Origin of the sequence: Micromonospora sp. NBC_00860, from assembly GCF_045207375.1 — a bacterium.
Classification (GTDB): Bacteria; Actinomycetota; Actinomycetes; order Mycobacteriales; family Micromonosporaceae; genus Micromonospora; species Micromonospora vinacea.
Genome location: NZ_CP108825.1, coordinates 1,541,952 through 1,564,366 on the forward strand (window position 1 = coordinate 1,541,952; position 22,415 = coordinate 1,564,366).

At 68.6% G+C, this 22,415-nt stretch carries 22 protein-coding genes and 1 pseudogene; 13 read left to right on the plus strand and 10 right to left on the minus strand.

Translation table 11 applies throughout. The features are described from left to right. Positions 1-142: 142 nt before the first annotated feature. Positions 143-1,312, minus strand: a complete 1,170-nt coding sequence (locus OH804_RS06960; protein ID WP_406063625.1) for an IS110 family transposase — start codon at positions 1,310-1,312, stop codon at positions 143-145. Positions 1,313-1,604: 292 nt separating this feature from the next. Here OH804_RS06960 and OH804_RS06965 point away from each other — a divergent pair, with 292 nt between their 5' ends. Continuing rightward, a complete protein-coding gene (locus tag OH804_RS06965; RefSeq protein ID WP_406063627.1) occupies positions 1,605-2,051 on the plus strand; it encodes a hypothetical protein in 447 nt (148 codons plus the stop codon). Positions 2,052-2,137: 86 nt separating this feature from the next. Here OH804_RS06965 and OH804_RS06970 read toward each other — a convergent pair whose 3' ends face one another. After that, positions 2,138-2,926, minus strand: a complete 789-nt coding sequence (locus tag OH804_RS06970; RefSeq protein ID WP_406063629.1) for a GNAT family N-acetyltransferase — start codon at positions 2,924-2,926, stop codon at positions 2,138-2,140. Positions 2,927-3,080: 154 nt separating this feature from the next. Here OH804_RS06970 and OH804_RS06975 point away from each other — a divergent pair, with 154 nt between their 5' ends. Next, entirely contained in the window at positions 3,081-3,524 is a 444-nt protein-coding gene (locus tag OH804_RS06975; RefSeq protein WP_406063631.1) for a hypothetical protein, read from the plus strand. A gap of 47 nt (positions 3,525-3,571) precedes the next feature. On the opposite strand, the gene OH804_RS06980 is transcribed toward OH804_RS06975, so the two are convergent. From OH804_RS06980 to OH804_RS06990, 3 genes are read right to left on the minus strand one after another with little or no spacing between them, the layout of a single operon-like run. Continuing rightward, positions 3,572-4,078 carry a polyketide cyclase gene (locus OH804_RS06980; RefSeq protein WP_145794049.1) on the minus strand — a complete coding sequence of 169 codons (507 nt, stop codon included), beginning with the start codon at positions 4,076-4,078 and terminating at the stop codon, positions 3,572-3,574. A 27-nt stretch (positions 4,079-4,105) separates the two neighbouring features. Continuing rightward, positions 4,106-4,636: a GNAT family N-acetyltransferase gene (locus OH804_RS06985; protein WP_406063633.1), complete on the minus strand. Its 531-nt coding sequence runs from the start codon at positions 4,634-4,636 to the stop codon at positions 4,106-4,108. Positions 4,637-4,680: 44 nt separating this feature from the next. Beyond that, positions 4,681-5,208 (minus strand): MarR family winged helix-turn-helix transcriptional regulator, encoded by a 528-nt coding sequence (locus OH804_RS06990; RefSeq protein WP_406063635.1) that lies wholly within the window; start codon positions 5,206-5,208, stop codon positions 4,681-4,683. Positions 5,209-5,247: 39 nt separating this feature from the next. On the opposite strand from OH804_RS06990, the gene OH804_RS06995 reads away from it, so the two are divergent. Both OH804_RS06995 and OH804_RS07000 read left to right on the plus strand, forming a co-directional pair. Continuing rightward, complete coding sequence (locus OH804_RS06995; RefSeq protein WP_406063637.1) at positions 5,248-5,874, plus strand: disulfide bond formation protein DsbA; 627 nt, start codon at positions 5,248-5,250, stop codon at positions 5,872-5,874. 150 nt (positions 5,875-6,024) lie between these two features. After that, complete coding sequence (locus OH804_RS07000; protein WP_406063639.1) at positions 6,025-6,900, plus strand: endonuclease/exonuclease/phosphatase family protein; 876 nt, start codon at positions 6,025-6,027, stop codon at positions 6,898-6,900. 17 nt (positions 6,901-6,917) lie between these two features. Here OH804_RS07000 and OH804_RS07005 read toward each other — a convergent pair whose 3' ends face one another. Beyond that, positions 6,918-7,517: a GNAT family N-acetyltransferase gene (locus tag OH804_RS07005; protein WP_406063641.1), complete on the minus strand. Its 600-nt coding sequence runs from the start codon at positions 7,515-7,517 to the stop codon at positions 6,918-6,920. Between the two features lie 61 nt (positions 7,518-7,578). Here OH804_RS07005 and OH804_RS07010 point away from each other — a divergent pair, with 61 nt between their 5' ends. Together OH804_RS07010 and OH804_RS07015 are read left to right on the plus strand one after the other, a co-directional pair. Then, positions 7,579-7,839 carry a hypothetical protein gene (locus OH804_RS07010; RefSeq protein WP_406063643.1) on the plus strand — a complete coding sequence of 87 codons (261 nt, stop codon included), beginning with the start codon at positions 7,579-7,581 and terminating at the stop codon, positions 7,837-7,839. Next, the gene (locus tag OH804_RS07015; RefSeq protein ID WP_406063645.1) at positions 7,836-8,435 is read left to right on the plus strand and encodes an ATP-grasp domain-containing protein; all 600 of its coding nucleotides are present in this window, start codon (positions 7,836-7,838) and stop codon (positions 8,433-8,435) included. Before OH804_RS07010 ends, OH804_RS07015 begins: the two co-directional genes overlap by 4 nt. Here the strand turns inward: OH804_RS07015 and coaD are convergent. Together coaD and OH804_RS07025 are read right to left on the minus strand one after the other, a co-directional pair. Next, positions 8,412-8,828, minus strand: coding sequence for a pantetheine-phosphate adenylyltransferase (gene coaD / locus OH804_RS07020; protein WP_406063647.1), 417 nt, complete (start codon positions 8,826-8,828; stop codon positions 8,412-8,414). The genes OH804_RS07015 and coaD overlap by 24 nt on opposite strands. Positions 8,829-8,875: 47 nt before the next feature. Next, complete coding sequence (locus OH804_RS07025) at positions 8,876-9,409, minus strand: DUF6817 domain-containing protein (RefSeq protein WP_406063649.1); 534 nt, start codon at positions 9,407-9,409, stop codon at positions 8,876-8,878. Positions 9,410-9,568: 159 nt separating this feature from the next. On the opposite strand from OH804_RS07025, the gene OH804_RS07030 reads away from it, so the two are divergent. The 5 genes and pseudogenes from OH804_RS07030 to OH804_RS07050 all read left to right on the plus strand — a co-directional run bounded on the left by OH804_RS07030 (position 9,569) and on the right by OH804_RS07050 (position 15,348). Continuing rightward, positions 9,569-10,153: an NADAR family protein gene (locus OH804_RS07030; protein ID WP_406066467.1), complete on the plus strand. Its 585-nt coding sequence runs from the start codon at positions 9,569-9,571 to the stop codon at positions 10,151-10,153. Further along, positions 10,150-10,676, plus strand: a pseudogene (locus OH804_RS07035) (HAD domain-containing protein). Before OH804_RS07030 ends, OH804_RS07035 begins: the two are co-directional and overlap by 4 nt. Positions 10,677-10,966: 290 nt before the next feature. Further along, positions 10,967-12,367, plus strand: coding sequence for a family 43 glycosylhydrolase (locus OH804_RS07040; RefSeq protein WP_406063651.1), 1,401 nt, complete (start codon positions 10,967-10,969; stop codon positions 12,365-12,367). Positions 12,368-12,403: 36 nt separating this feature from the next. Beyond that, positions 12,404-13,843: a glycoside hydrolase family 43 protein gene (locus OH804_RS07045; RefSeq protein ID WP_196923888.1), complete on the plus strand. Its 1,440-nt coding sequence runs from the start codon at positions 12,404-12,406 to the stop codon at positions 13,841-13,843. A gap of 29 nt (positions 13,844-13,872) precedes the next feature. Further along, positions 13,873-15,348, plus strand: coding sequence for an RICIN domain-containing protein (locus tag OH804_RS07050; RefSeq protein ID WP_406063653.1), 1,476 nt, complete (start codon positions 13,873-13,875; stop codon positions 15,346-15,348). A 112-nt stretch (positions 15,349-15,460) separates the two neighbouring features. On the opposite strand, the gene OH804_RS07055 is transcribed toward OH804_RS07050, so the two are convergent. Both OH804_RS07055 and OH804_RS07060 read right to left on the minus strand, forming a co-directional pair. Continuing rightward, complete coding sequence (locus OH804_RS07055; protein ID WP_406063655.1) at positions 15,461-15,913, minus strand: peptidoglycan-binding domain-containing protein; 453 nt, start codon at positions 15,911-15,913, stop codon at positions 15,461-15,463. A 199-nt stretch (positions 15,914-16,112) separates the two neighbouring features. Further along, complete coding sequence (locus OH804_RS07060) at positions 16,113-19,856, minus strand: helix-turn-helix domain-containing protein (RefSeq protein WP_406063657.1); 3,744 nt, start codon at positions 19,854-19,856, stop codon at positions 16,113-16,115. Between the two features lie 761 nt (positions 19,857-20,617). Here OH804_RS07060 and OH804_RS07065 point away from each other — a divergent pair. Further along, on the plus strand, positions 20,618-21,328 hold the full coding sequence (locus OH804_RS07065) for a ThuA domain-containing protein (RefSeq protein WP_406063659.1): 711 nt from the start codon (positions 20,618-20,620) through the stop codon (positions 21,326-21,328). Continuing rightward, positions 21,298-22,413, plus strand: a complete 1,116-nt coding sequence (locus OH804_RS07070; RefSeq protein ID WP_406063661.1) for a Gfo/Idh/MocA family protein — start codon at positions 21,298-21,300, stop codon at positions 22,411-22,413. The genes OH804_RS07065 and OH804_RS07070 overlap by 31 nt, the downstream gene beginning before the upstream one ends. Positions 22,414-22,415 lie beyond the last annotated feature (2 nt).

Here is a 22,415-nt window from a genome sequence, read left to right on the forward strand (position 1 = left end):
GCGCGCTGACCGTAGCCGTCGTGTTGCCGGACCTGGAACGGCCGCGCTCGTGCGAGCCACCTCCGCACTGCGGCCGTCCACGAAGGAGCGGAGGTCGTCCACCAGAACGACCCGGGTCATCCGGATATGGCTCCCCTCTGTGTCAAGACAACGCTGGGCGCGGAGTTCTAAGCTGGGTCTTGGCGGGTCCGGGAAGTGACTTCTCCGAAGAGCCGGCTTGGGGATGCGAGCTGGTCACGCTGGAGTCAGTGGTCGTTCCCCGTTGTCCTCCCGGGCCCGCTGCCGTGGCGGCCACGGCGTCGTTGATCATGCACCGGTAGACGATGTCGGACAGGCGTCGTTTCAGCGCGCGCAACGCTTCCATTGACGTCTTGCCGGAGGCTTTCTTGCGGTCGAAGTAGGCGCGTCCTTCGGTGGGGTTGCGGAGCTGGACGGTGGCCATGATGTGCAGCACTCGGTTGATCTGCCGGTTTCCGGCGCGGGAGAGCCGGTGTCGCACCTGCTCGCCGGAGGATGCGTCGATGGGGGCGGTGCCGTTCCAGGAGGCGAAGTGGGCCCGGTTCGGGAACCGGGTGATGTCTCCGACCTCGACCAGGAGCCGGGCGGCGCCGGATGGTCCGATGCCGTGCAGGTCCATGAGGGTGGTGCCGGTGGAGGCGACGAGTTCTTTCAGTTCCTTGTCGGCGTCCTTGGTGCGTTGGTAGACCCGTTCGAGGTCGCTGATCAGCTCCGCGGCGACCCGGCGTCGGGCTTTGCCGACCGTGTCGCGGGGTCGGACCTTGGCCAGCAGTGCCTTGGCCTGGGCGGCGGACAGGCTCTTCTTCGCCCCACCGGGAATCAGTTCCAGCAGCAGTTGGTGCAGCTGGGAGACTATTCGGGTGTGGTCGACACCGAGGGAACGGCGCCTGTCGATCAGGATCCGCAGCAGGGCGAGCTGTTCGTCGTTGACCACTGGGCGCAGTCCGGCCATGCGGGTGCCGACCAGCGCGATGGAGTGAGCGTCGGTGGCGTCGGTCTTGCGGCCTTGGCCGGTGGCGAACACCCGCGCCCTGGCGGACAGCTTCGGCGGGACGTCGACGACCTGTTCGCCGTCGGCGAGTAGCCGGTTGGCGATGTGCCGGCCGATGCCCTGGCAGCCCTCGATCGCCCAGACCCGGTTCGGCCACTGCTTGGCGTACTTTGTCATCGCCGCATAGCCGTCCCGGTCGGTGTCGAACCGGCCGCCGCCGACGATGGTCTCGTCGCTGGTCATGACCTCGATCGTGGCGGAGCGTTTGTGCGGGTCCATCCCGATGACCACACGATCTGACATGCCACTCACCGCGCTCTCCGATGCTCGATCCGCTTGGGTTGTCGAGCCGGGAGGGCAACGCTACTTCGAGCCGAGCAAACCCCTCTTGAGCCTCTCCCCGCCCTGGGGCGGCGCCCGGGCCGCGCAGGCCAAATGAGAGCCACACGACCAGCGTGGGCAGCCGCAATGAGAGCGACAGCCCGGGCGCCTCGACCGAAGCCTGGCCGGGCCACGGTCGCAGGTCAATGAAACAAGTAGCCGCTGTTCGAGGGCGGGTCTGGCCGGTGCGCTCTGCTCCTGCTACACAGGGCGCGTGGGGGCGGACATCTACGACCGGTACGAGCGGGACGCGGAGGACCACTTGGCGGCCTACGGCTTGCGCGTCAGCGATGACCAGGTCCCGATCATTCGGAACATTCTCGTACGGGAAACCCGGCACGAGGCGGACACCTACGCCGGATTGGGCAGCGTCCCCGGCAATACCCAGCTGATGCGGATCTGTGCCATCCAGCTCTGGCACGCTGGCGCCGTCGAGGACGTGTTGCTTGTTCACCGCGCTCGCGGCACCAGCATGGACGCGACCGGCGCGGTCGATGTGGAGTTGATGCTGGGGGCAGGCGTGGCCAGGACAAAGGAGTACCTAGCCGCCCTGGGCACCGCGGAAGCCCAGGGGATCCTCGACGAGATCGCGTGGGTGGAGGAGTCCTACGACGCCGGGCACTATGGGGCTTTCCTCGACAGGTACTACCTGACCACGTGATTGGCTGGGGACGGTTGTGACTCTTCCCCACGACAATGGTGTCAGCCAGGGCGACGTCCGCTCACCGCGCAGCCCGTGAGGACCGCTCAGGTGGTCGGACTCCATACCCACGGGGTGGTGGTGCCCACGGCGTGGAGGCCGAGTCGTTGGAGAATCGGCCTGCTGTCCTTGGACGCATCGACCAAGAGGTACCTGATGCCCCGGTCGGCAGCGACCTGCGCACGGCGGGCAACAAGCGCCCGGTAGATGCCCTTTCGGCGCCATTGCGGCAGGGTAGAGCCACCCCATAGTGCGGCGAACTCGGTGCCGGGGATGACGACCAGCCAGGCGGCCGATACGACCTCGCCCGCGGCCTCCGCAACGAGAATGATGATGTTCTCCGGGGCGGACTCGATGCGGTCGCGTAGGTCATCAGCCAGCCAGGACCAATCGACGCTCCAGACCTCGGATTCCATGGCCGCGATCCGGCGTAGGTCGGCCAGGTCGGTCGTCGCGCGGATGGCGATGCCGTCGGGGGCTTCGCCGGCGCCGGTCAGGTCGGCTGCCAGACCGATGACGACTGTTTCCTCGTCCTCCGGCGCGAACCCGGCCAGCCGCAGCCGCTCGGTGAGATCCTGCCGGTCGTGGCCGTACGTCTTCCACTCCATTGCCTGGCCGCGCGCCGCGGAGCGGTCACGAACTCGACCAATGAGCGCGTCCAAGTCGCCAACGCTGAGGTGATCGAGGTTCTGGGCGAAGGCCAGTCCTCGCGTCGGGGTAGCAATCTGCAGGACGGGGCCATCCCAGGACGGCTTCCAGTTGTTCGGCAGCCGGGCCGCGATGGTGCCGCGCACCTGCTGGTCGTGCAGCGCGAGAAGATCACTCCGTGTCGTCATCACGGCGGAGGATGGCATCGGTGTTGCCGGTCAGCAAACCCTTTTCGTCGTGTCCGCGACGGCCGTGCCGGCACAGGAACGCCCACATCAGCCGCGTGACGCAAACGAGCACGAGTGTCGCGACGCGTCTCCTCGGTCGCCGTAGACTTCGATCATGAGGCGAAACCTCACCGAGGTCGCGGCTGAACTGCAGGCACTCGAGTTGGTGGACTTCGACGTGATGCGGCTCGACGCCAGTGGCAGCGAACAGCTCGACGCGATCTGTACGGAATTGGCCGGGCGGGACGACCCACAGCAGTGGGCTCCGCTGCTCTACGCCTTCTTGGAACGTCTGGACGCGGCGGATCTGGGGAGTCCCGGGCCTCTCGTGCACACCTTGGAGACCTGGCCTGGCTACCGTCCCCTGTTGGTCGAGTCGATGCGGCGCAAACCGACTCCGTTGACCGTCTGGATGGCCAATCGCGTGCTCAACGGGAATCCGTCGGATGCTCCTCAGTGGCTGCAACTGCTGCGGGAGACGATGAGCCATCCCATGGCATCGCCTCAAAACCAGGCCGATGCCCGCGGCTTCCTCGAGTACCAGGCCACGCGCTCGTAGCAGGGGCACCGGCTCTCCGGTCAGCTCAACGAGGGTGCCTTCCAGGCTCAGCGGCGTGGACCACTGCGCTCGGCGAGTTTTTTCAGGTTGAGCAGCTGCCGCCGAGCCATGACCAGGTCGCCGATGGACAACCCGGGTGCGGCCCAGCGGGTCGTCCGCATGACGACCTTGAGCAGCAAGCGCGTCGTGTCATGCTCCTGAGGCACGAGGACGTAGGACATGAAGGCGCCCATGATGGTGCTCGTCAGTTGGCTGCCGGGATCGACCGAGACGATCCTGCCCAACCTTCGGCCGCCAGCGGTGGTGAACGCCTCTCCGACCTGGGGCTCGGGCAGGCCCTCCAGTTGTCGAGGTGAGCGGCGGCCGAGGTTGTCGATCCAGTCGTACGAGTACGGGGCAAGCCTCACTTGGGCTACCCACGGCCACACCGCTGCCGCGGGCGCATCGATCCCCACTCCCCGCCACGCTCGGAGAGTGGGCGAGACGACGAAGTCGTCGCAGGGATAGGTGCGCAGGGTCTCGCTGGTGGTCACGCCCCACCGGTCACCGATCACGCATCCATCGTCCGCCATGTGGCGGCCTCAGTCGACCCGCTGGGCCAGCACCTGCCCTGGCCAGGATCCGACCAGGAAGGTCTCGGTGGGAGTGAACCCGTGGCGCTCGTAGTACGCCACCAACTCACCTCCGCCGCCCGCCCAGCAGTCGACCCGTAGCAACCGCACGCCGGCTCGCCGGGTTTCCTCCACGGCACGTGCCAACAGGGCCGACCCGAGTTTCTGGCCGGCGAATCGACGGTTGGAGACCAGGAGGCGAACGTACCGCTCGGGTTCTTCCACGGGCGCGATCGGTACCCGCGGATCGGGCCCGGAGTCCAGCACCAGGGCCGCGGCCGGGGTCCCGTCCACTTCCGCGATGTACGGGAGGTATTCGGTCAGGTACCGATCGACCTGTGCGGCCCGTTCGGGTTTTTCCGAGAACGGCGTCGTGCCCCACTGCTCGGTGTTGCCACGCTCGTTCATCCAGCCCACCGCGGAGTCGAGCATGTCCAGTACGGCAGGTGCGTCGGCCGGGCCGCCGCGTCTGATGCGTACGCCGCGGGTGGTGTCGTCCATGGCGGAATGGTAATCCGCGGGTCGGCCCGTCACGACCGAGGCCGTCATCCGGCCGGACCTCCGTCCTCTGGTCCGAAATCTCCGGAGTCCAGGGTCTGGTTCATCGCCGCCAGTAGGCGCTCAAGGGTTTTGCGGTCGTTGTCGGTGAGGTCACGAAGGATGGCCGCCTCGTTTGCCAGGTGTTCCTCGATGAGCCGGTCGGTCAACGCCACGCCGGCCGGAGTCAGCCCGACCACTCTGCCGCGCGCGTCGGCTGCGGAGACCGAGCGGGACACGAGGCCGCGGGCGATCAGTCGGTCGACCCGCTTGGTCACGGCGCCGGTGGTCACGAGCATCCGGTGACTCAACTGGCCCGCTGTGAGCGTGTAGGGCTTGCCCTCGCGGCGCAGTGCCGCGAGCACGTCGAAGTCGCCGTTGCCGAGGTCCGCCGCGGCGAAGGGCGGCCGCAGGGCCACATCGAGTACGGCGGCCAGCTGCTGGATGCGGCCGATGATCAGCAACGGAGTGGGGTCGAGGTCTGGTCGCTCGCGGCCCCACTGACAAACGATCTCGGTGATCCGGTCGTCATCCACTGTTGCATCTTACCTTCCAGGGAAGATAACTTGTCTTCCATGGAAGACAAGTTGACCCCAACGTCGGCTCCGGTGGTCACGGCATACGTGGATCCGTCCTGCCCGTTCGCCTGGATCACCTCCCGCTGGCTCATGGAGGTCGCCACGATGCGGCCGCTCGCTCTGCGGTTCGAGGTGATGAGCCTCGCGGTGATCAACGAGCATCGGGACCTGGAGCCCTGGTACCGCGAATTCAACGACCGGGCGTGGGGACCGGCCAGGGTGTGTGTGGCGGCAGCCGCGCAACACGGCTCCGCCGCGCTTGCCCGGCTGTACCCGGCGCTCGGCCGCCGGATCCACGACGCCGGCGACAAGGACTTCGATACCGTCGTTCCGCTGGCACTGGCCGAGGCCGGCCTCCCCGTGGGTCTGGCCGAGGCCGCCCATCGGAGCGACGTCGACCCACAGATGCGGGCCAGCACCGCCCGCGCACAGCAGTTGGTGGGCGAGGACCTCGGCACCCCGATGGTCGTCGTCGACGACGTGGCCTTCTTCGGTCCCGTACTGACCTCTATCCCTCGCGGCGAGGAGGCCGTCCGCGTCTTCGACGGCGCCCGCCTGCTCGCCGGCTGCCGGGCCTTCTCCGAACTCAAACGCGCCCGGTCCGACGGTCTCACTTTCGCGTAGCTCCACCACGGCCACCGGCAGAGCCGGTCACCCCGCACCGGCCGACCCAGGGCCGTCGATCCTTCGTTACCGGCCGTTCGACATCGCGTTCACTCGAATCGATACGGTTCGTTGGCCGCCACCGACGGCGGTTTGTGCGAAGGGACATCGATGCGCAGGACAACGGACTGGTCGGCCCGCGCCCTGGGCGCTCTCGCGGGGGCGGTCGCGCTGGTGGCGGCCCTGCTGCCGACGGTCCCTGCGGCCGCCGCGAGCGCCGGCTTCAAGGCGGCGACGCTCAACATCTACTACGGGCTGAGCCAGGCCGACTTCGTGCACGACCTGAACCTGATCGCGTCCAAGGCGGACCTCGTCGGTCTCAACGAGGTCGGTGCCCGCAAGGGGCTCCTGGAGGGCTGGGTGGCCGACAACGGCTGGTGGTTGTACGCACCGGGCGGGACCAACCAGGCTGGCGAAGCGTTGATCGCGAAGAAGAACATGTTCGACGTACTCGACAAGGGCTCGATCTTCGTCTGTGACACAAACGGCCCGGGCGAGGTGCCGCCCGCGCGGTACAACAACTGGGTCAAGTACCGGCACAAGGCCAGTGGCCGCAACGTGACCCACATCAACGCCCACGCGGTGGCCAGCATCGAAACCGCCGGCCGGCCGGAGGACCTGCCGCGCACCAGGTGTGCCGAGGCGCAGTTCCAGGGCCTCAAAGAACTGGCGGTCGACAAGCAGGACGAGGGCCAGGTCATCGTGAGCGGTGACCTCAACGTCGACTTCAGCGCCGACCGGAGCTACGGGTACGCGAAGTTCCCGTGGCAGTTCTTCGAGGCCAACGAACTGCCTAATCTGCGCTCCAACTACAACCTCTACGGCGAGAAGGGCACCGGAACGCACGGCAACCGGCACATCGACTACGTCTACTTCTGGAAGCGGCTGCCCGAGTACCAACTGATGTGGATGACCGACTACGACATCGTCGGTGGCACGAGGTCCGACCACAACGGCGTCGTCTCCACCTTCTCCATCCAGAGCTGACGCCTTCGGTCCGCCGGCTACGAGCCTCGGCGCTCGGGATGTCCCCGGTGCGCCGCCCACTCGGGCGCGAGGATCGACATCACCGTGGCGTCAACCCAGCCGTCGCCATCGCGCAGGACCTGCCGCAGCACGCCCTCGGCCACGAAGCCGACCTTCTCGTACGCCCGGCGGGCCCGGGGGTTGAAGGCGAACACTTCCAGCGAGATGCGGTGCAGGCCGAGTCTCTCGAAACCGTGGCCGACGACCAGGCGTACCGCCTCGGTGCCCAGGCCGCGGTCGCGGCCGGCGGCGGTGAGCAGCGTGCGGAAGTTGCAGTTCCGGTTGACAGGGTCCCAGTCGTTGAGGACCACCTCGCCGACGCAGGCCCCAGTGGCGCGGTCCACGACCGCCAGGTCGAGTCGGTCGGTCTGGGCGTTGCGGCTGCCGTACCAGGAACGCAACCGCTCCTCGTCGGGAACGTCGGCGGCCGCGCTGCCGGTCAGCCGGGCCACCTCGGGGTCTGCCACCGCCGCTCGGAAGGTGTCCAGGTCGTCGTCGACGAAGGGCCGCAGGATCACCCGCTCACCGGTAAGGGTGGGCTTGATCGAGAAGTCGGGGGTCGCCTGGTCACTGGGCATCGACTGATCGTCGGCGGGACCCCGGCTACGTGCAACCAGTTTCCGGGGGCAGGATACGAGGGTGATCCTGATCGTTCCCGCGAACCCGCTGCGTCCACGCCATCCGGACGAGCACTTCACTGCCGAGGCTGAGGCGGCCCGTGCCGCCGGATTCCAGGTGGCGGTCGTCGACCACGACGCCGTGGCACGGGGCGGTGACGTACGTCGGGCGGTGGCCTCAGTCTCGGGCACCGGTGCGGCGGTCTATCGCGGTTGGATGCTGCGCAGCGAACGGTACGCGGCGTTCGCCGAGGCTCTCGCCGAGCGCGGTGTGGTGTGTTGAGGACCGGTGGTGAGCAGTATCGGCGGGCACATGAGCTGCCGGGCTGGTACGCGGCGCTGGCGGCGGTCACTCCCGCCTCGGTGTGGACCCGCGGTTCGGATCGGGCAGATCTTGACCATGCGCGCGTCGCGCTCGGGGCGGGACCAGCGGTACTGCGTGACTACACCAAGTCGATGAAGCACTACTGGGACGACGCGGCCTTCATCCCCGAGATCGACGACGCGGTCGCTGTCTGGAGAGTGGCGAGCCGGTTCCTGGAGTTGCGTGAGGACGACTTCGTGGGCGGGTTCGTGCTGCGCCGTTTCGAGCGGTTCACCTCCGCCGAGGTGCGCACCTGGTGGGTCAACGGCGACTGCGTCCTGATCGGCCCTCATCCGGACAGCCCGAACGACCGCCCTTCTGTGGAGGTCGACCTGGAGCCGCTCGCGCCGATGATTGCCGGGCTCGGTCTGCCCTTCGTCACAGTGGACCTCGCCCTACGCGCCGACGGCGTGTGGCGGGTCATCGAACTCGGCGACGGGCAGGTCAGCGATCGACCAACCAGCATCGAGCCCGAAGCGATGATCGCCGCCCTACTCGGCCCGCCACGCCCCTAGCGTGCGCACCGCCGTCGACGACACAGCGGCCAGTTCGGGCTGCGCTGGCAGGAACACCGTGGCTACGCCCAGCGACTGGTTCATCGCTGCGAGCTGGTACTCAGCCCGGAGGTCGGTGGTGTTACGCACCCCGCGGACGATCACTCCTACTTCCCGGAAACGACAGTAGGTAGCGGTCAACCCGCTCCAGGCCGCAACGGTGACCGAGGTCCACTCGACCGGCAGCACGGCCCGGACGGCGGCTGCCCGCTTCTCTTCGTCGCTGCCCGGATGCTTGATGCTGTTGACCGCGACGAGCACGACCACCTCGTCGAAGAGATCGCGTGCCCGGCTCACCACATTCAGATGCCCCGGAGTGAAGGGATCGAAGCTGCCGGGGTAGACGGCTCGCACCCGTACGCGGCCGGAGGTCCGTGCTGTCGGACGCGACGATTCGGGTGTCACTGCCGCAAGACCCGCTGCGCGTCGCTGATGACCTGCTCCGAGGCGATCGGGGCCCACGACGCGAACAGCTCCCGGAAGTAGGCCCCGTGCCGGTCCGCCACCGCAGGATCCTGCTCGATGACGTCCAGCTCGTTGACGATGCTCAGGTCCACGAGCGAGCGAAGTTGAGTCTCACCGGGCGTCCACACCTGACGTGCGAAGCGGTCGAACACCTCGCCGGTCCTTGCCAGCTCCTGCCAGCTGCGTCCACGGTCGCAGGCCCCGTACAGATAGACGAGCTCCTCGGCGTCGGCGCCAACGAGATCCCGCAGTACCGCACGATCGGCCCGATCAAGCAGGGTGACGTCGAACCCGTCGGTGCCGTAGGCGGCGTGGGTGAGGCCCGCTGCCTGCACGTCACGGGCGCAGCCGAGCACAGCGAGTCGTTCGCTGACTCGACAGAGGTGGACGTACAGGTTGCCTCCGGGATGGGCGATCTGCTCAGCGCCCTGCCGGCGGAGCCAGGCCCGCACGCCGTCATCCGTGCTCATGGTCCGACTGTAGGCATCGACCGTCGGATGCGATGGCCGCCGGACGTGGGCAATATGTCACAGCGCCGTGGGCATGCCTGGCATCGCGGCGGCCGCGAGCACGTCCTCGCGGTCGAAAATGCGGGGTACGCGCAACGCTGGTGCCGCACACTCGCCATCATGCTGGCATCGGTTCGTAGCGTCGGGGATCTGGCCGCTGCGCAAGCGCAGGGTCATCGGGTCAAGTTCCTGTTCTTCTGGGGGCACCAGCCCGAGCGGGACGGGGGTGTCGGCGCAGGCTGCTTGAGCCAGTGGTGGCCGGCGCCCTTCATCGCCGACAAGCTGCGGTTCGCCACTGCGGAGCACTACATGATGTGGCGCAAGGCCACCCTGTTCGGCGACCGAACGATGGCGGAACAGATCCTCGCCGCGCCGCATCCCCACGCCGCGAAGGTGCTGGGGGGACGCGTCGCGGGTTTCGATCAGCAGACGTGGAGCGAACATCGCTTCGCGATCGTGGTGGCCGGCAACCTCGCGAAATTCGATCAGCATCCCGCGCTACGGGCGTTTCTGCTGGCTACCGGGCAGCGAGTCCTGGTGGAGGCCAGCCCGGTCGACCGGATCTGGGGCATCGGCCTGAACCGCGACGATCCGGCTGCTGGGGAACCGGGCCGTTGGCGAGGGCTCAATCTGCTCGGCTTCGCGCTCATGCAGGTGCGTGAGGCGCTCAGGGAGCAGGGTCGTCAGGGGACGGTTCTGGCGTGACTCCCGGCTTCGCCGGACGTCCGGTGATCTTCCTTGATGTGGACGGACCGCTGATCCCGTTCAAGGCCCGCCCAGTTGTTCAGAGACGTCCGTCGGGCGATACCACCCGAAGGCAGACGGAAAATACCGGCAACCCCCTCCTTGACCGTCTCAACCCAGAGGACGGTCGTCGGCTGCTCGCCCTGGGGTGCCAGTTGGTCTGGGCACGACGTGGATGGCGGAGGCGAACGAGGTCGTCTCCCCCCGGCTCGGGCTTCCGGACCTGCCGGTCGTTGATTGGCCCGACGACGACGAGGAGACGGGGCGTGGCCTGCACTGGAAGACCGCCTTCCTGACCCAGTGGGTAGCAGGTGGCCCCTTCGTGTGGCTTGACGACGAGATCACTGATGCCGACCGTCGATTCGTGATGGCTCACCACCCGGCGCGGGCGCTGCTGCATCGCGTTGACCCGTACACGGGTCTGACCGAGGCGGACTTTGCCGTCGTCCATCGATGGGTTCAGGAGGGTCACGGCACGGTCTGACCGGGGTTGTGGAGGACGGGTGACGTGATCGGGGTCGCGGGGGAGCGGCCACGGTCGATCCCTTGACACTCGTAGATGCGATCGCTAACACTTGTCCGCAACGCGAACTTAACGAACCGAACACATTGCGCCCGCGGTCGCGTAACGCGTCAGAGGCGCCGCATGTGAACTTTCCACCCGACCCCAGGGTCGCCCAAGCCTGAGCCTGCTTTCTGCCTGCGCTTGTTAACGTTAACATAGATGATCTTGCGAGAGGAGCCGGGATGGTGGTTCTGTCGGATGCATCAACCATGCGTCTACGCGCCCTCCTCGTGCTCTCCGCCGTGGCCGCCGCAACTGTCGTGGTTGTGGTGGCCGACGGGCCGGCGCATGCCGCCACGCTGCCGACCGGCGCCGTCTCGCTGGAGGCGGTCAACCAGGCCGGACGGTACGTACGCCACATCGACTATCTCGGTCAGCTCGACCCGGTCACCTCCAGCAGCGCCAACCAGACCAAGCTGGATGCCACCTTCACCGTGGTCAACGGTCTGGCGTCGCCGACCTGCTACTCGTTCCAGACCAGGGCCGGCATGTTCCTGCGGCACCGCGACTACCGGCTCCGGGTCGACCCGAACACCGGCGACGCCGCGTTCCGGGCCGACGCCACCTTCTGTGCCGTGGACGGTTCGGTCAGCGGATCGGTGGCGCTGGCCTCGTACAACTACCCGAACCGGCGGATCCGGCACCGCGACTTCGCACTCTGGCTCGACGCCCACCAGGACACGGCCGCGTTCCGAGCGGACAGCTCCTTCCGCCTCGTCGCGCCCTGGGCGCCCAAAACCACCAGAGGGCCGGTGATCCCGGGCCTCTTCGCCGACCCGCACGTCGCCGTCCTCAACGGCCGCTACTACCTGTACCCGACCACCGACGGCTACGCGAGCTGGTCCGGCACCTACTACAAGGCGTTCTCCTCCACCGACCTGGTCAACTGGACCGACCACGGCGTGATCCTCGACCACGGTCCGGACGTGTCCTGGGCGGACAACTCGGCCTGGGCGCCTGCGGCGGCCAGCGCCAACGGCCGCTACTACCTGTACTTCAGCGGCGGCGCGGCCAGCGGCAACACGGCCAAACACCTCGGCGTGGCGGTGGCCGACAGCCCCACCGGGCCGTTCCGCGATGCGCTGGGCCGACCACTCATCCGCAGCGACCAGTTCTCTGGCGGGCAGACGATCGACCCGATGGTGTTCACCGACGACGACGGGCAGTCCTACCTGTACTGGGGGCAGGGCGTCGCGCGGGCGGTGCGGTTGAACTCCGACATGGTCTCCTTCGACACGGCACAGGCGCGCGTCATCACGCCGTCGGGCTACAACGAGGCGCCATTCGTGTTCAAGCGCAACGGCCTCTACTACTTCATGTGGTCGGAGAACGACACGCGCAGCGAGGACTACCGGGTCGCCTACGCCACCGGCTCCTCACCTCTCGGGCCGTGGACCAGGCGCGGCGTGGTGCTGCAGAAGAGGCTCGACGTCGGCATCAAGGGCACTGGCCACCACTCCGTGGTCCGGGCACCCGGCAGCGACACCTGGTACATCGCCTACCACCGGTTCGCGGTGCCGGCCGGCAACGGCACCAACCGTGAGACCGCCATCGACCGGATGGAGTTCAACACCGACGGCACCATCCGCCCCGTCGTACCGACCCTCTAGCTGACCCGTACGCCCCTGCGCGAAGGAGAGAGACACATGTCGAGAGTCCTCGCCCGGCTCGGTGCGGTTGCGGTCGCCGCGTGCCTGCTGTTCACCACCTGGTCGGCGGCGACACCGAAGGAGGCGGCCGCGCTCGACCCGACCGTCGGCTACCTGATGGCGCACTTCACCGGCGAGTCCTCGACCGACCAGCAGATCTATCTCGCCCACAGCACCGACGGCCTGCGCTGGACCGACCTCAACAATGGTGGGCTCGTGCTGCGCTCCACCGTCGGCACCCGTGGCGTCCGTGACCCCGCCCTGGTCCGCTCACCGGCCGGCGACCGGTACTGGATCATCGCCACGGACCTCTGTATCGGCTGCGGTCAGGACTGGTCGACCGCGATCAACAACGGCAGCCGCAACCTCGTCGTGTGGGAGTCCACCGACCTGGTCAACTGGTCGGCGCCATGGCTGCTGAACGTCGCCGGCGCGATCCCTGACGGACGCAACGCCTGGGCTCCGGAGGCGATCTGGAACCCGGCCACCGGCGACTACGTCCTCTACTGGGCGACCAACGTCCCGCTCAACGGGGCGACGAAGCACCGCATCTACTACGCGCGCACGGCGAACTTCCGCAGCGTCACCACCCCGCAGGTCTTCGTCAACCGGCCGGGAAACCAGGAGATCATCGACACCCAGATCGTCGAGGTGCCGGCCGGCGTCGGCGCCTACCGCTACGTCCGGGCCTCCCGGGACGGCCAGATCGCCATCGAGGGCAGCAACTCCATCCTCGGCACCTGGACCAGCCTCGGGAACCTCTCCGGCATCGGGCTGACCGGCTCCCAGGTCGAAGGCCCGATGTGGATGAAGATGAACACCCGCAACGAGTGGGTCCTCTACCTCGACCAGTACTCCAGCGGGCGCGGCTACCTGCCGGTCCTGACCACCGACCCGTCGAGCCCGGGCAGCTACCGACTCCCGGCGTCCGGCTCGTACGCGATGGGTGGCACCAAGAAACGGCACGGCTCGATCCTCAACCTGACCGCTGCCGAACAGAACCGGGTGCTCGCCCGCTGGCCCGCCACCGCGGTCAACCGGATCCAGTCGTACAACTTCCAGGACCGGTACGTGCGGCACTACGACTACGACGTCCGCATCGACCCGAACGTCAGCCCCGCCCAAGACGGCCAGTGGCGGCTGGTGCCCGGCCTGGTCGGCTCCGGCACGGTTTCCATCCAGTCGGTCAACTACCCGGGCCACTACCTGCGCCACTACGGATACGACTTCCGGCTGGAAGCCAACGACGGCACCGCCACCTTCGCCGCCGACGCCACCTTCCGGCAGGTCGCTGGCCTCGCCAACTCCTCGTGGACGTCGTTCCAGTCCTACAGCCACCCGGACCGATATCTCCGGCACTACGCCTACCTGCTCCGGCTCGACCCGGTGTCCGACGCGCAGAGCCGTGCCGACGCCACCTTCCGCGTGACCAGCTGAACCTGGTCCCTGTCCAAGGAGTTTCGACTGTGGCACTACATCGACGGGTGCTCTCCGCCCTGGTGGCCGCGTTGACGGCGATGGTTGGCATCGTCGCCGTCGCGTCGTCGCCGGCCACCGCCGCCACCAACCAGTTCCGAGGCATGAACTGGGCCATGTTGGGTGACAACTTCAAGACCAGTCCGCTCGTCGTGCAGGGCCTGAGCATGTCCGACAGCAACGCAACCGTGCGGGCCAAGGCCAATGCGCTCTACGACGACATGGCGTCCACAATGGGGGTCAACACCGTCCGACTGCCGATCAACACCCACACGGTGGGGACGGCCTGGTGGGAGGCGTACCGCGGCGCCATCGACGCGGCCACCGCCCGCGGCTTCAAGGTCATCCTCGCCTACTGGGAGGACGGCGCCGCCTCCGGTGGCAGGATCACCAACCTCGCCGCGTGGAATGCGATGTGGTCCACGGTGACCAACACGTACGGCTCGAACACGAACGTGTACTTCGAGCCGATGAACGAGCCGCACGGCTACAGCTCGGCGGAGTGGCGCACCGTCGCGGCGAACTGGCTCAGCTACCACTACTCGGCGGTGCCCGGCCGGGTGCTGATCGGCGGCACCGGCTTCAGCCAGGACCTGCGCGACATCTGCAACGACAGCCGGTTCAACGCGACGCTGCTGTCCTTCCACTACTACGCCTTCTTCTACGGCGCGATGACCTACGACGCCTTCCGCAGCCACATCCAGGCCCGCCTCGGCAACTGCGCCTCCCGCGCGGTCGCCACCGAGTTCGGCGCGCCCATGAACGACGGCCGCAACTACGCCGACGCGGGCAGCACCGACAACTTCGTGCGCTACATCCGCGCCATGGCCCAGGTCATGCGCGACAACCAGATGGGTGGCACCTACTGGCCCGCCCTCGGCGGCAAGACCGGCAGCATCGGCTACGACTGGTACTCGATGTTCGCCCTCGGCGGCAGCGGCACCGACCTCAACCTGACCGTCCGCAACACCTCCGGCGCGGACCGGATCCGGTACGCGTGGGGCGACGCCATCGGCGGCGACCCGACGACGCCTCCGCCGTCGACGGGAACGTACTACCGGATCAACGTGCGGCACAGCGGCAAGGCCATGGACGTCCAGCAGCCGAACACGGACAACGGTGCGCGCGTGGGTCAGTACACGTACGGCGGTGGTGCGTGGCAGCAGTGGCAGTTCCAGGACGCCGGCAGCGGCTACTGGCGCATCATCAGCCGAAACAGCGGAAAGTGCCTCGACGTGGTGAGCGCGTCGACCGCAGACGGCGCGGAACTCGTCCAGTACACCTGCGGCACCGGAGCCAACCAGCAGTTCCAGATGGTCGCCAACGGCGGCTACTTCCAGCTCCGGGCACGACACAGCAACAAATGCGTCGACGTGCCGGCAGCGGCGACCGCGGACGGCGTTGTCCTCAAGCAGTACTCGTGCAACACCGGCACCAACCAGCAGTGGTCCCGCACGGCCGTCTGACTGTCGTTCCGACCTGACGACCGGTTCTCCAGGACGATCGGCGCGTGGTGATCGGCGAGCCGGCGGTGACAGCGTTTGCGCTGTCACCGCCGGCGGGCCTATCCAGCGGCAGTTACGGCAGCGGACGGCCGAGGCGGGCACAGGTAGGGGTTCCGTAGGTTCCGCCCGTGTGGGCGGGGAACTTCAGGGAGGCGCGTGACTGCGGTCCGAACTGGCCGTCCGCGGTGATGCCCGCCTTGCTCTGGGCGAACTTCAGCGCGTTGAAGGTCAGTTGACCGAACGCCCCGTCATCGCTGAGCAGCGCCTTGCCGGCGGGTGCGAGGTAGCAGTCGTTCAGGGCCCACTGAAGGGCCACAGTGCCCGGCCCGGCGTCGCCCCAGACCAGCGAGCACGGCAGGACGCCGTACCTGCCGATCGGTGCGGCGACCTGATAACCCGCCTGGTTGCTGACGACGGTGTAGGACTCGCATTCCGGCTGGCTGCGAGCGTGGGCGGGGCTGGCGGCGACGAGCGTGCCCGCGAGCACGGTCATGAGCAATGCGAGCAGTGCTGCCAAACGCTTCATCGAGTTCTCCTTCATCGCAGTGTCGTCCGGTGCCCGGGGCCCCCGTCGGGCTGCTCCCCGGGCAGTCGGACTCCTCGGCGGACACCCGCCGCACGGCTCGTGTCCTGGAGTCAGGCTGGTTCGGGGCGAGGTTGTCCGACAGGGCGGCGGCGCCGGACAAACAACGTCGGACAATCCGTCGGATGTCTGCGCAGCTCAGTCAGCGGCTTGGCGGCGCACCGCAGGAGGGGTCGTACGGCTCTGAGGGGATGTGCGTCGCCCACTCCTGCCGGGTCAGCTCGCGGCCGACGGCGGCGCAGATCTGGGCCCTGGCGGCGCGGAGATCGAACGACCAGCTGACGATTCGGCCGTCCTCGGCGCCGGAGATGAGAGTTCCGGCGGCAGTGAAGGCGAGCCCGCGAACTCTCGCGCCATGGCCGCTGAGGGTCGCGACGCGTTGCCGGGTGACGGTGTCCCAGACGACGACGGTGCGGTCGTCGCCAGCGGACGCGATCCTGCGGCCGTCACGGCTGAAGGCAAGGACCTGGACGGGCGCGGTGTGGCCGTGCAGAACGGCGAGTTCGCTGCCGGTCGCGGCGTCCCAGAGCTTGACGGTACGGCTGTCGCCGGCGGTCGCGAGCAGAGCTCCGTCCGGGCTGACCGCGATGTCCTGCACTGTGCCCTGCTGACTCTTCACTCGGCTGAGGAGTTTGCCGGTGGCGACGTCCCACGTGTTGACGAAGCCGCCCACGCTCGCGCCCAGGAGGCGGCGGCCGTCCGGGCTGAAGGCCAGCGACGTGACGATCTGCGCCGGGAACCTGGCCGTGATGTCGGTCGGGTCGTTGATGTCGCCGACATCCCAGATGAAGGGGCCGAGCGTGGCGGCTGCGACGAGACGGCCACCAGGATCGAAGGCGACGTCCGTGGACGCACCGATTCCCTTGGACACGATCGGTCGGGTGGCGTGTCGTCGACGGTGGAGATCCCAGATCGTGATGATGTTGTTCCGGGTCACGGCGGCGAGCCGGAGCCCGTCGGGGCTGAATGCCACGGCCTGCACCTCGTCTGCGTGCCCGGCGAGGGCTGCCACCTGTCTACCGTCGGTGTCCCAGATGCGGACGGTGCCGTCGCTGCCCGCCGAGGCGACACGGCTGCCGTCCGGGCTGATCTTCAGGTCCTTGACCTGGGCCGCGAAACCACTGAACGGGGCGTCCTCCAGACTGTGGAGCACGATGGTTCCGTTGAAGCCGGCGGAGGCGAGCATCGCCCCGTCCCGGCTCAGGGCGACGGACACCGTCTCGGTGCGGCCCCGGTCCTGAAAGGTCTGCAGGGACTCGCGGCGTCGCACGTCCCAGATGGTGATCGCGCCGTTCTCGTCGGCCACGGCGAGCATGCTGTCGGTGGGCGCGGAGATCGTCCATGCGTAGCGGCCGGCCAGCGGTAGCGGCGGAAGGCGGACGGGCTGGCCGCCCGCAAGATCCCACAGGTACACCCCGCGGTCGTCGGCGGAACCCGCGAGGACATACCCCGAGGGACCAAAGGCGACCGAGAAGACATGCTCGGCGGGCAGTCTGGCGAACACCGTGCCGGTCGCCACACGCCAAGCGGCCGGGTGCTCCACCCCGTCGCTGGAGACAAGGATCGCGCCGTCGTGGCTGAACGTGAGAGATCGGACCGGACTCCGGTGCTCGCGGAGAAGGGTGCGAGTTGTGGTCCGCAGATCGTAGAGGGCGATGTCGCCGGCACGGCCGGCAGTCGCGTCAGGGCCGCCGGTGAGGCCGACGGCGAGCTTGGTCCCGTCGGGGCTGAAGGCCATGCCCGACCCGAGGTTGTTCTCCGTCAACCGGGTCTTCTGTTGGCGCGTCGCTACGTCCCAGATGATGATGGACCTGTCGATCCCGACGGAGGCGAGCAGCCTTCCGCGGTCGGCGAAGGCCAGGTCGGCGGTCCGACCGGTGTGGCCGGAGAGGGTGGCGAGCCGCGTGCCGAGGGTGGGGTCCCACAATCCGATGGTGCCGTCGCCGGCCGCGGAGGCCAACAGGGAATGGTCCGGGTTGAACGCGACCGTGTAGATGGACGGCCCGCCGACGTTGAGCTCGGTGCGGCGAGGCGCGGCCGCTGCGCTGAGTACGCTGCCCTGGGTCTCGGTGTTCGAGTTGAAGTTGTCCGCCTCGACGGCCAGCAGGCCGGCCAGGTCGGGATCGGTGGCGAGCAGGGATCGGGCTTGCAGCGACAGTTCACCAGAGAGTGTGGCCACCTGCTGTCGGCGGGTGTCCTGGCGTTGTCGTACCGCGACGCCGCCACCCAACAGGGCGAGGACGAGCAGCGTGGATATGCCCGCGACGAAGCGCTTGAACAGGCGGGCCTGACGCCGGGCGGCGTTCTGCTCGGATTCGGCGAGAGCGGAGCTGGCGTGCAGGAAAGAGCTTTCGAGTTCGTTGAGCTCCTCCGGATGGTCCTCGGCCAGGGCCTGCGCGCCCAGGAGTTGGGTTCCCCGGTACAGGGCTCCGGCATCACGGTGGAGCGTCGACCAGGTGTGCGCGGCTTCGGTGAGTCGCCGGTGGATCAGCAGGTTCGCGCGACCATCGGTCAGCCATCGGTGTAGCCGCGGCCAGGCCCGGATGAGTGCCTCATGGGCCACCTCGACAGTGCCGTCGCCCATGACCACCAGACGGGATTCGGCCAGCTGGTCCAGAACTCGGGCGGTGACAGCCTCGTCGGCGATACCGTCGAGTTCGGTACGCATGATGCGCCGCCGGGTGTCCTCGGTGCCGTCGCCCAATGCGGTGAGCCGCAGGAAGACCCGGCGAGCGGCTTGTTGCTCGGCTGACCCGAAGTCGCCATAGGCCCGCTCGGCGGTCTGGGCGATCGCCCCGCGCACACCGCCGCTCGCCTGATAGGCCGTCAGGGTGAGGGTCTCCCCGGTGCGTCGCTGCCACGTCTCGAGGAGCGCGTGCGAGACGAGCGGCAACGCGCCCGGCTCGTCGGCGGCATCGGCGAGCACCGTGCTGACCAGGTCGGCGTCGACGCCCATGCCGACCTGGGCGGCGGGCCGGATGATGATGTCCCGCAGGTCGGTGGAGCTCACCGGCCGCACCAGGAGGTAAGCCTCGTCGTCCAGCGCGGCGGCGAGGTTCGGATACTGCAGGAGGTGGGCGAGGAAGTCGGCCCGTACCCCGAGCACCACTGTGGTGCGGCGGTCGGGCCCGTGCGCGGCGTCCAGCAGCGCCTCGATGAACCGGCGGCGCTCCGCCTTGTCGGGGCAGAGTGTGAACACCTCCTCGAACTGGTCCACCACCAGCAGCGCGCGGGCCTGCGGCGGGCCGCCCGCCAGTGCGCTCCGCACCGCGATGTCGAGCGTGGCCGCATCCGCCGCCAGGTTCTTCCGGATCTCTGGGGCATCCTGGCCGGTCAACTTCGCGACCTCGGCGGCCAACGCCTCCAGCGGGCGTTCGGTCGGCGTCAACAACATCGTCTGCCACCGCTGCGCGAGCCCACGGTCGGCGGTGATGGCTCCCAGCAGACCGGCCCGCAGCAACGAGGACTTGCCGCTTCCGGAAGCCCCGACGACAGCGGTCAGGCACCGCCGATCGGCCCGTGCCAGCAGCCGTTCGACCAGCTCCGTACGGCCGAAGAACAGCTCCGCCTGCTCGGGCTGGAATGCCGTCAGCCCCTGGTACGGGCAGGACTGCGCGGTGGTGTCGGTGGCGCGGGAGGCGACCGCTGCTTCGGCGATGGCCGACCACCGTGCCCGCCACTCGGCCGGGTCCCCGCCGCAGGCCTGGACATACCCGAGCGTTACCTCCAGCGACGGCAGCCGATCACCCTTCGCCGCGTCCGCCAACGTGCTTGCCGAGTAGTGCGCGCGCCGAGCCAGGAGCCGATAGCTCGGGTTGCCCGCGTGCTCTCGCAACTGTCGTAGCTGCCACGCCAACCGTTGCACCGGGCCTGCCGTGGGGTCCACCGGCTTCTCCGGACGGCCCAATACCCACCTCCGCATACTGGGCCGTAACTCTCGTCGCGCGACCATGGCGAGCTTCGGCACGGGCGCCCATCGGATCGGGCGAGAAGAAGTATCCAGTTGCGGCGATGCGTCGCGGCCCGGGGGTTCGGTCCGCGCCGGCAGGCAGCAGGTAACGGCTGTCCCATCGGAGCGGGGGAACACTCGCCTCGGCCTGGCGTTGCGCTACCGTCAAGGCACGCACCCCGGCGTCGACCAGTCCGCGTCCGGCGGCCGTCGATGGCCCGTAGGACCCACCAGATCCAAGGAGAACCCGATGCCGGAGCCTGAGCCCGCCCAAGACGCCCCCGCGGTGGATGCCGACACCTCGACAGCGGCCGAGACCGAGACCGACCCGCCTGCCGTTCCCGCGAATCGGGCCGCCCGACGGGCGAAGGGCAAGGTGGCCTCGCCTCAACCGCATGGAAAGGGTCAGCACCTCGGCGGCCGGGGCTCGGTCCAGAGCCCTCGCCAGTGGGGTAACCGCCGAAGCGGTTGATTCAACCCGGCCGGCCCGGAACCCCCGCGCCGGTCCAGCGTCGGCGTCGTTCGTGGTGCGGCCCGAGCAGCCCGGGCACAGTGGAATCCGCAAGCCCGACGTCCGTCGGCTTTGTCGGCGACGACGGGTACGGTTTTGGTGCTCGACACGCATGGGCATCGGCGGCACGTCGCCGGAGCGGAAGCGGCCAGCCTGGTGGCGACGGGAGCCGTGGGAGGGAGCGAGGGTGGCGCAGCGCAGAGCATTGGTGGTTCGGGGCGGTTGGGAGGGTCACCAGCCGGTCAAGGCGACCGAACTGTTCCTCCCCTTCCTCGAAGGTAGCGGCTATGCAGTGCGGGTCGAAGAGTCGCCGGAGATCTACGCCGACGCCGCCGAGATGGCCGAGACCGACCTCGTCGTGCAGTGCATGACGATGTCGCAGATCACCGCCGATCAGGTGGCGGGCCTCAGCGCGGCGGTCATCGCCGGTACGGGCTTCACCGGCTGGCACGGCGGCATCGTGGACTCGTTCCGCGCGTCATCGGAATACCTGCACCTGGTGGGCGGCCAGTTCGCGACCCATCCGGGTAAAGAGCCGTGTGAGCGTCACGGCGGCCCGGAGGACAACTTCCTGCCGCACACGGTGCGCATCACCGACCTCGGCCGGGAGCACCCGATCACCGCGGGCATCGAGGACTTCGACCTGGTCACCGAGCAGTACTGGGTGCTGCACGACGACCTGATCGACGTACTGGCCGTCACCACCCACCCGACCCAGGCGTGGCACCCGTGGCACCGTCCGGTCACCTCGCCGGCGATCTGGACCCGACTGTGGGGTGCCGGACGCATCGTCGTGACGACCCCCGGGCACAGCCTCGACGTGCTGGAACACGCGGGCGTCCGTACCGTCATCGAGAGGGGAATGGTGTGGGCGACCCGCACCGCGTCGGCGTCGTAGGTCTCGGGGTCATCTCCCGCGCCTACCTGGACACACTCGCGGACCACCCCGAGGTGAGCATCGCCGCGGTGGCCGACCTCGACGCCTCCCGGTCGGCCGCGGTCGCGGCCACGATTCCCGGAGCCGAGGCGATGAGCGTCGAGCGCCTGCTGGCCCGTCCGGACGTGCAGACGGTGCTCAACCTCACCATCCCCGCGGCGCACGCGGACATCTCGCTGGGTGCGATCGACGCCGGCAAGAACGTGTACGTCGAGAAGCCGCTCGCCGTGACGTTTTCGGACGGCCGCTCGATCATCGAACGGGCCGCTTCGGCCGGCGTCCGCGTCGGGTGCGCGCCGGACACCGTCCTGGGTACGGGTACGCAGACGGCGCGGGCGGCGATCGACGGAGGGCTCATCGGACGCCCGATGTCCGCGTCGGCCGTCATGGTCACTCCGGGGCACGAACGCTGGCATCCCAACCCCGACTTCTACTACGCCCCGGGTGGCGGCCCGATGCTGGACATGGGGCCGTACTACATCTCGGCGCTCATCCACCTGCTCGGGCCGGTCCGGGCGGTGACCGGAGCCGCCAGCCGCCTGCGCGCCGAGCGCGTCATCGGCTCGGGCCCGCGCACCGGCCAGCGGATCCCGGTGGGGGTGGACACCCACCTCACCGGCGTCCTCGAACACGCCAACGGTGCGCTCTCCACCATCACGACGAGCTTCGACGGCGTCAAGACGACGGCCGCACCGATCGAGGTGCACGGAGAGACCGGCACGCTCGCCGTACCCGACCCGAACTACTTCGACGGCGAGGTCCGCCTCTTCGCGCTCGGCGGCACCGAATGGCGCGCCCTCGAACCGCGGGCCGGCTACGCCGAGGGTTCCCGGGGCATCGGTCTGCTCGACCTTGTCAGGGCCGACGATCAGCGTCCGTCGCGCGCCGGAGGCGACGTCGCACTGCACGTCCTCGAAACGATGACCAGCCTGCTCCGGTCCGCGGTGGAAGGCCAGCGGATCGAGCTGACGACGACGGCACAGCGGCCGGCAGCGGTTCCGTTCACTCCGCTTGAGGACTGGAAGGCGTACGCGAAGACACGCTGACG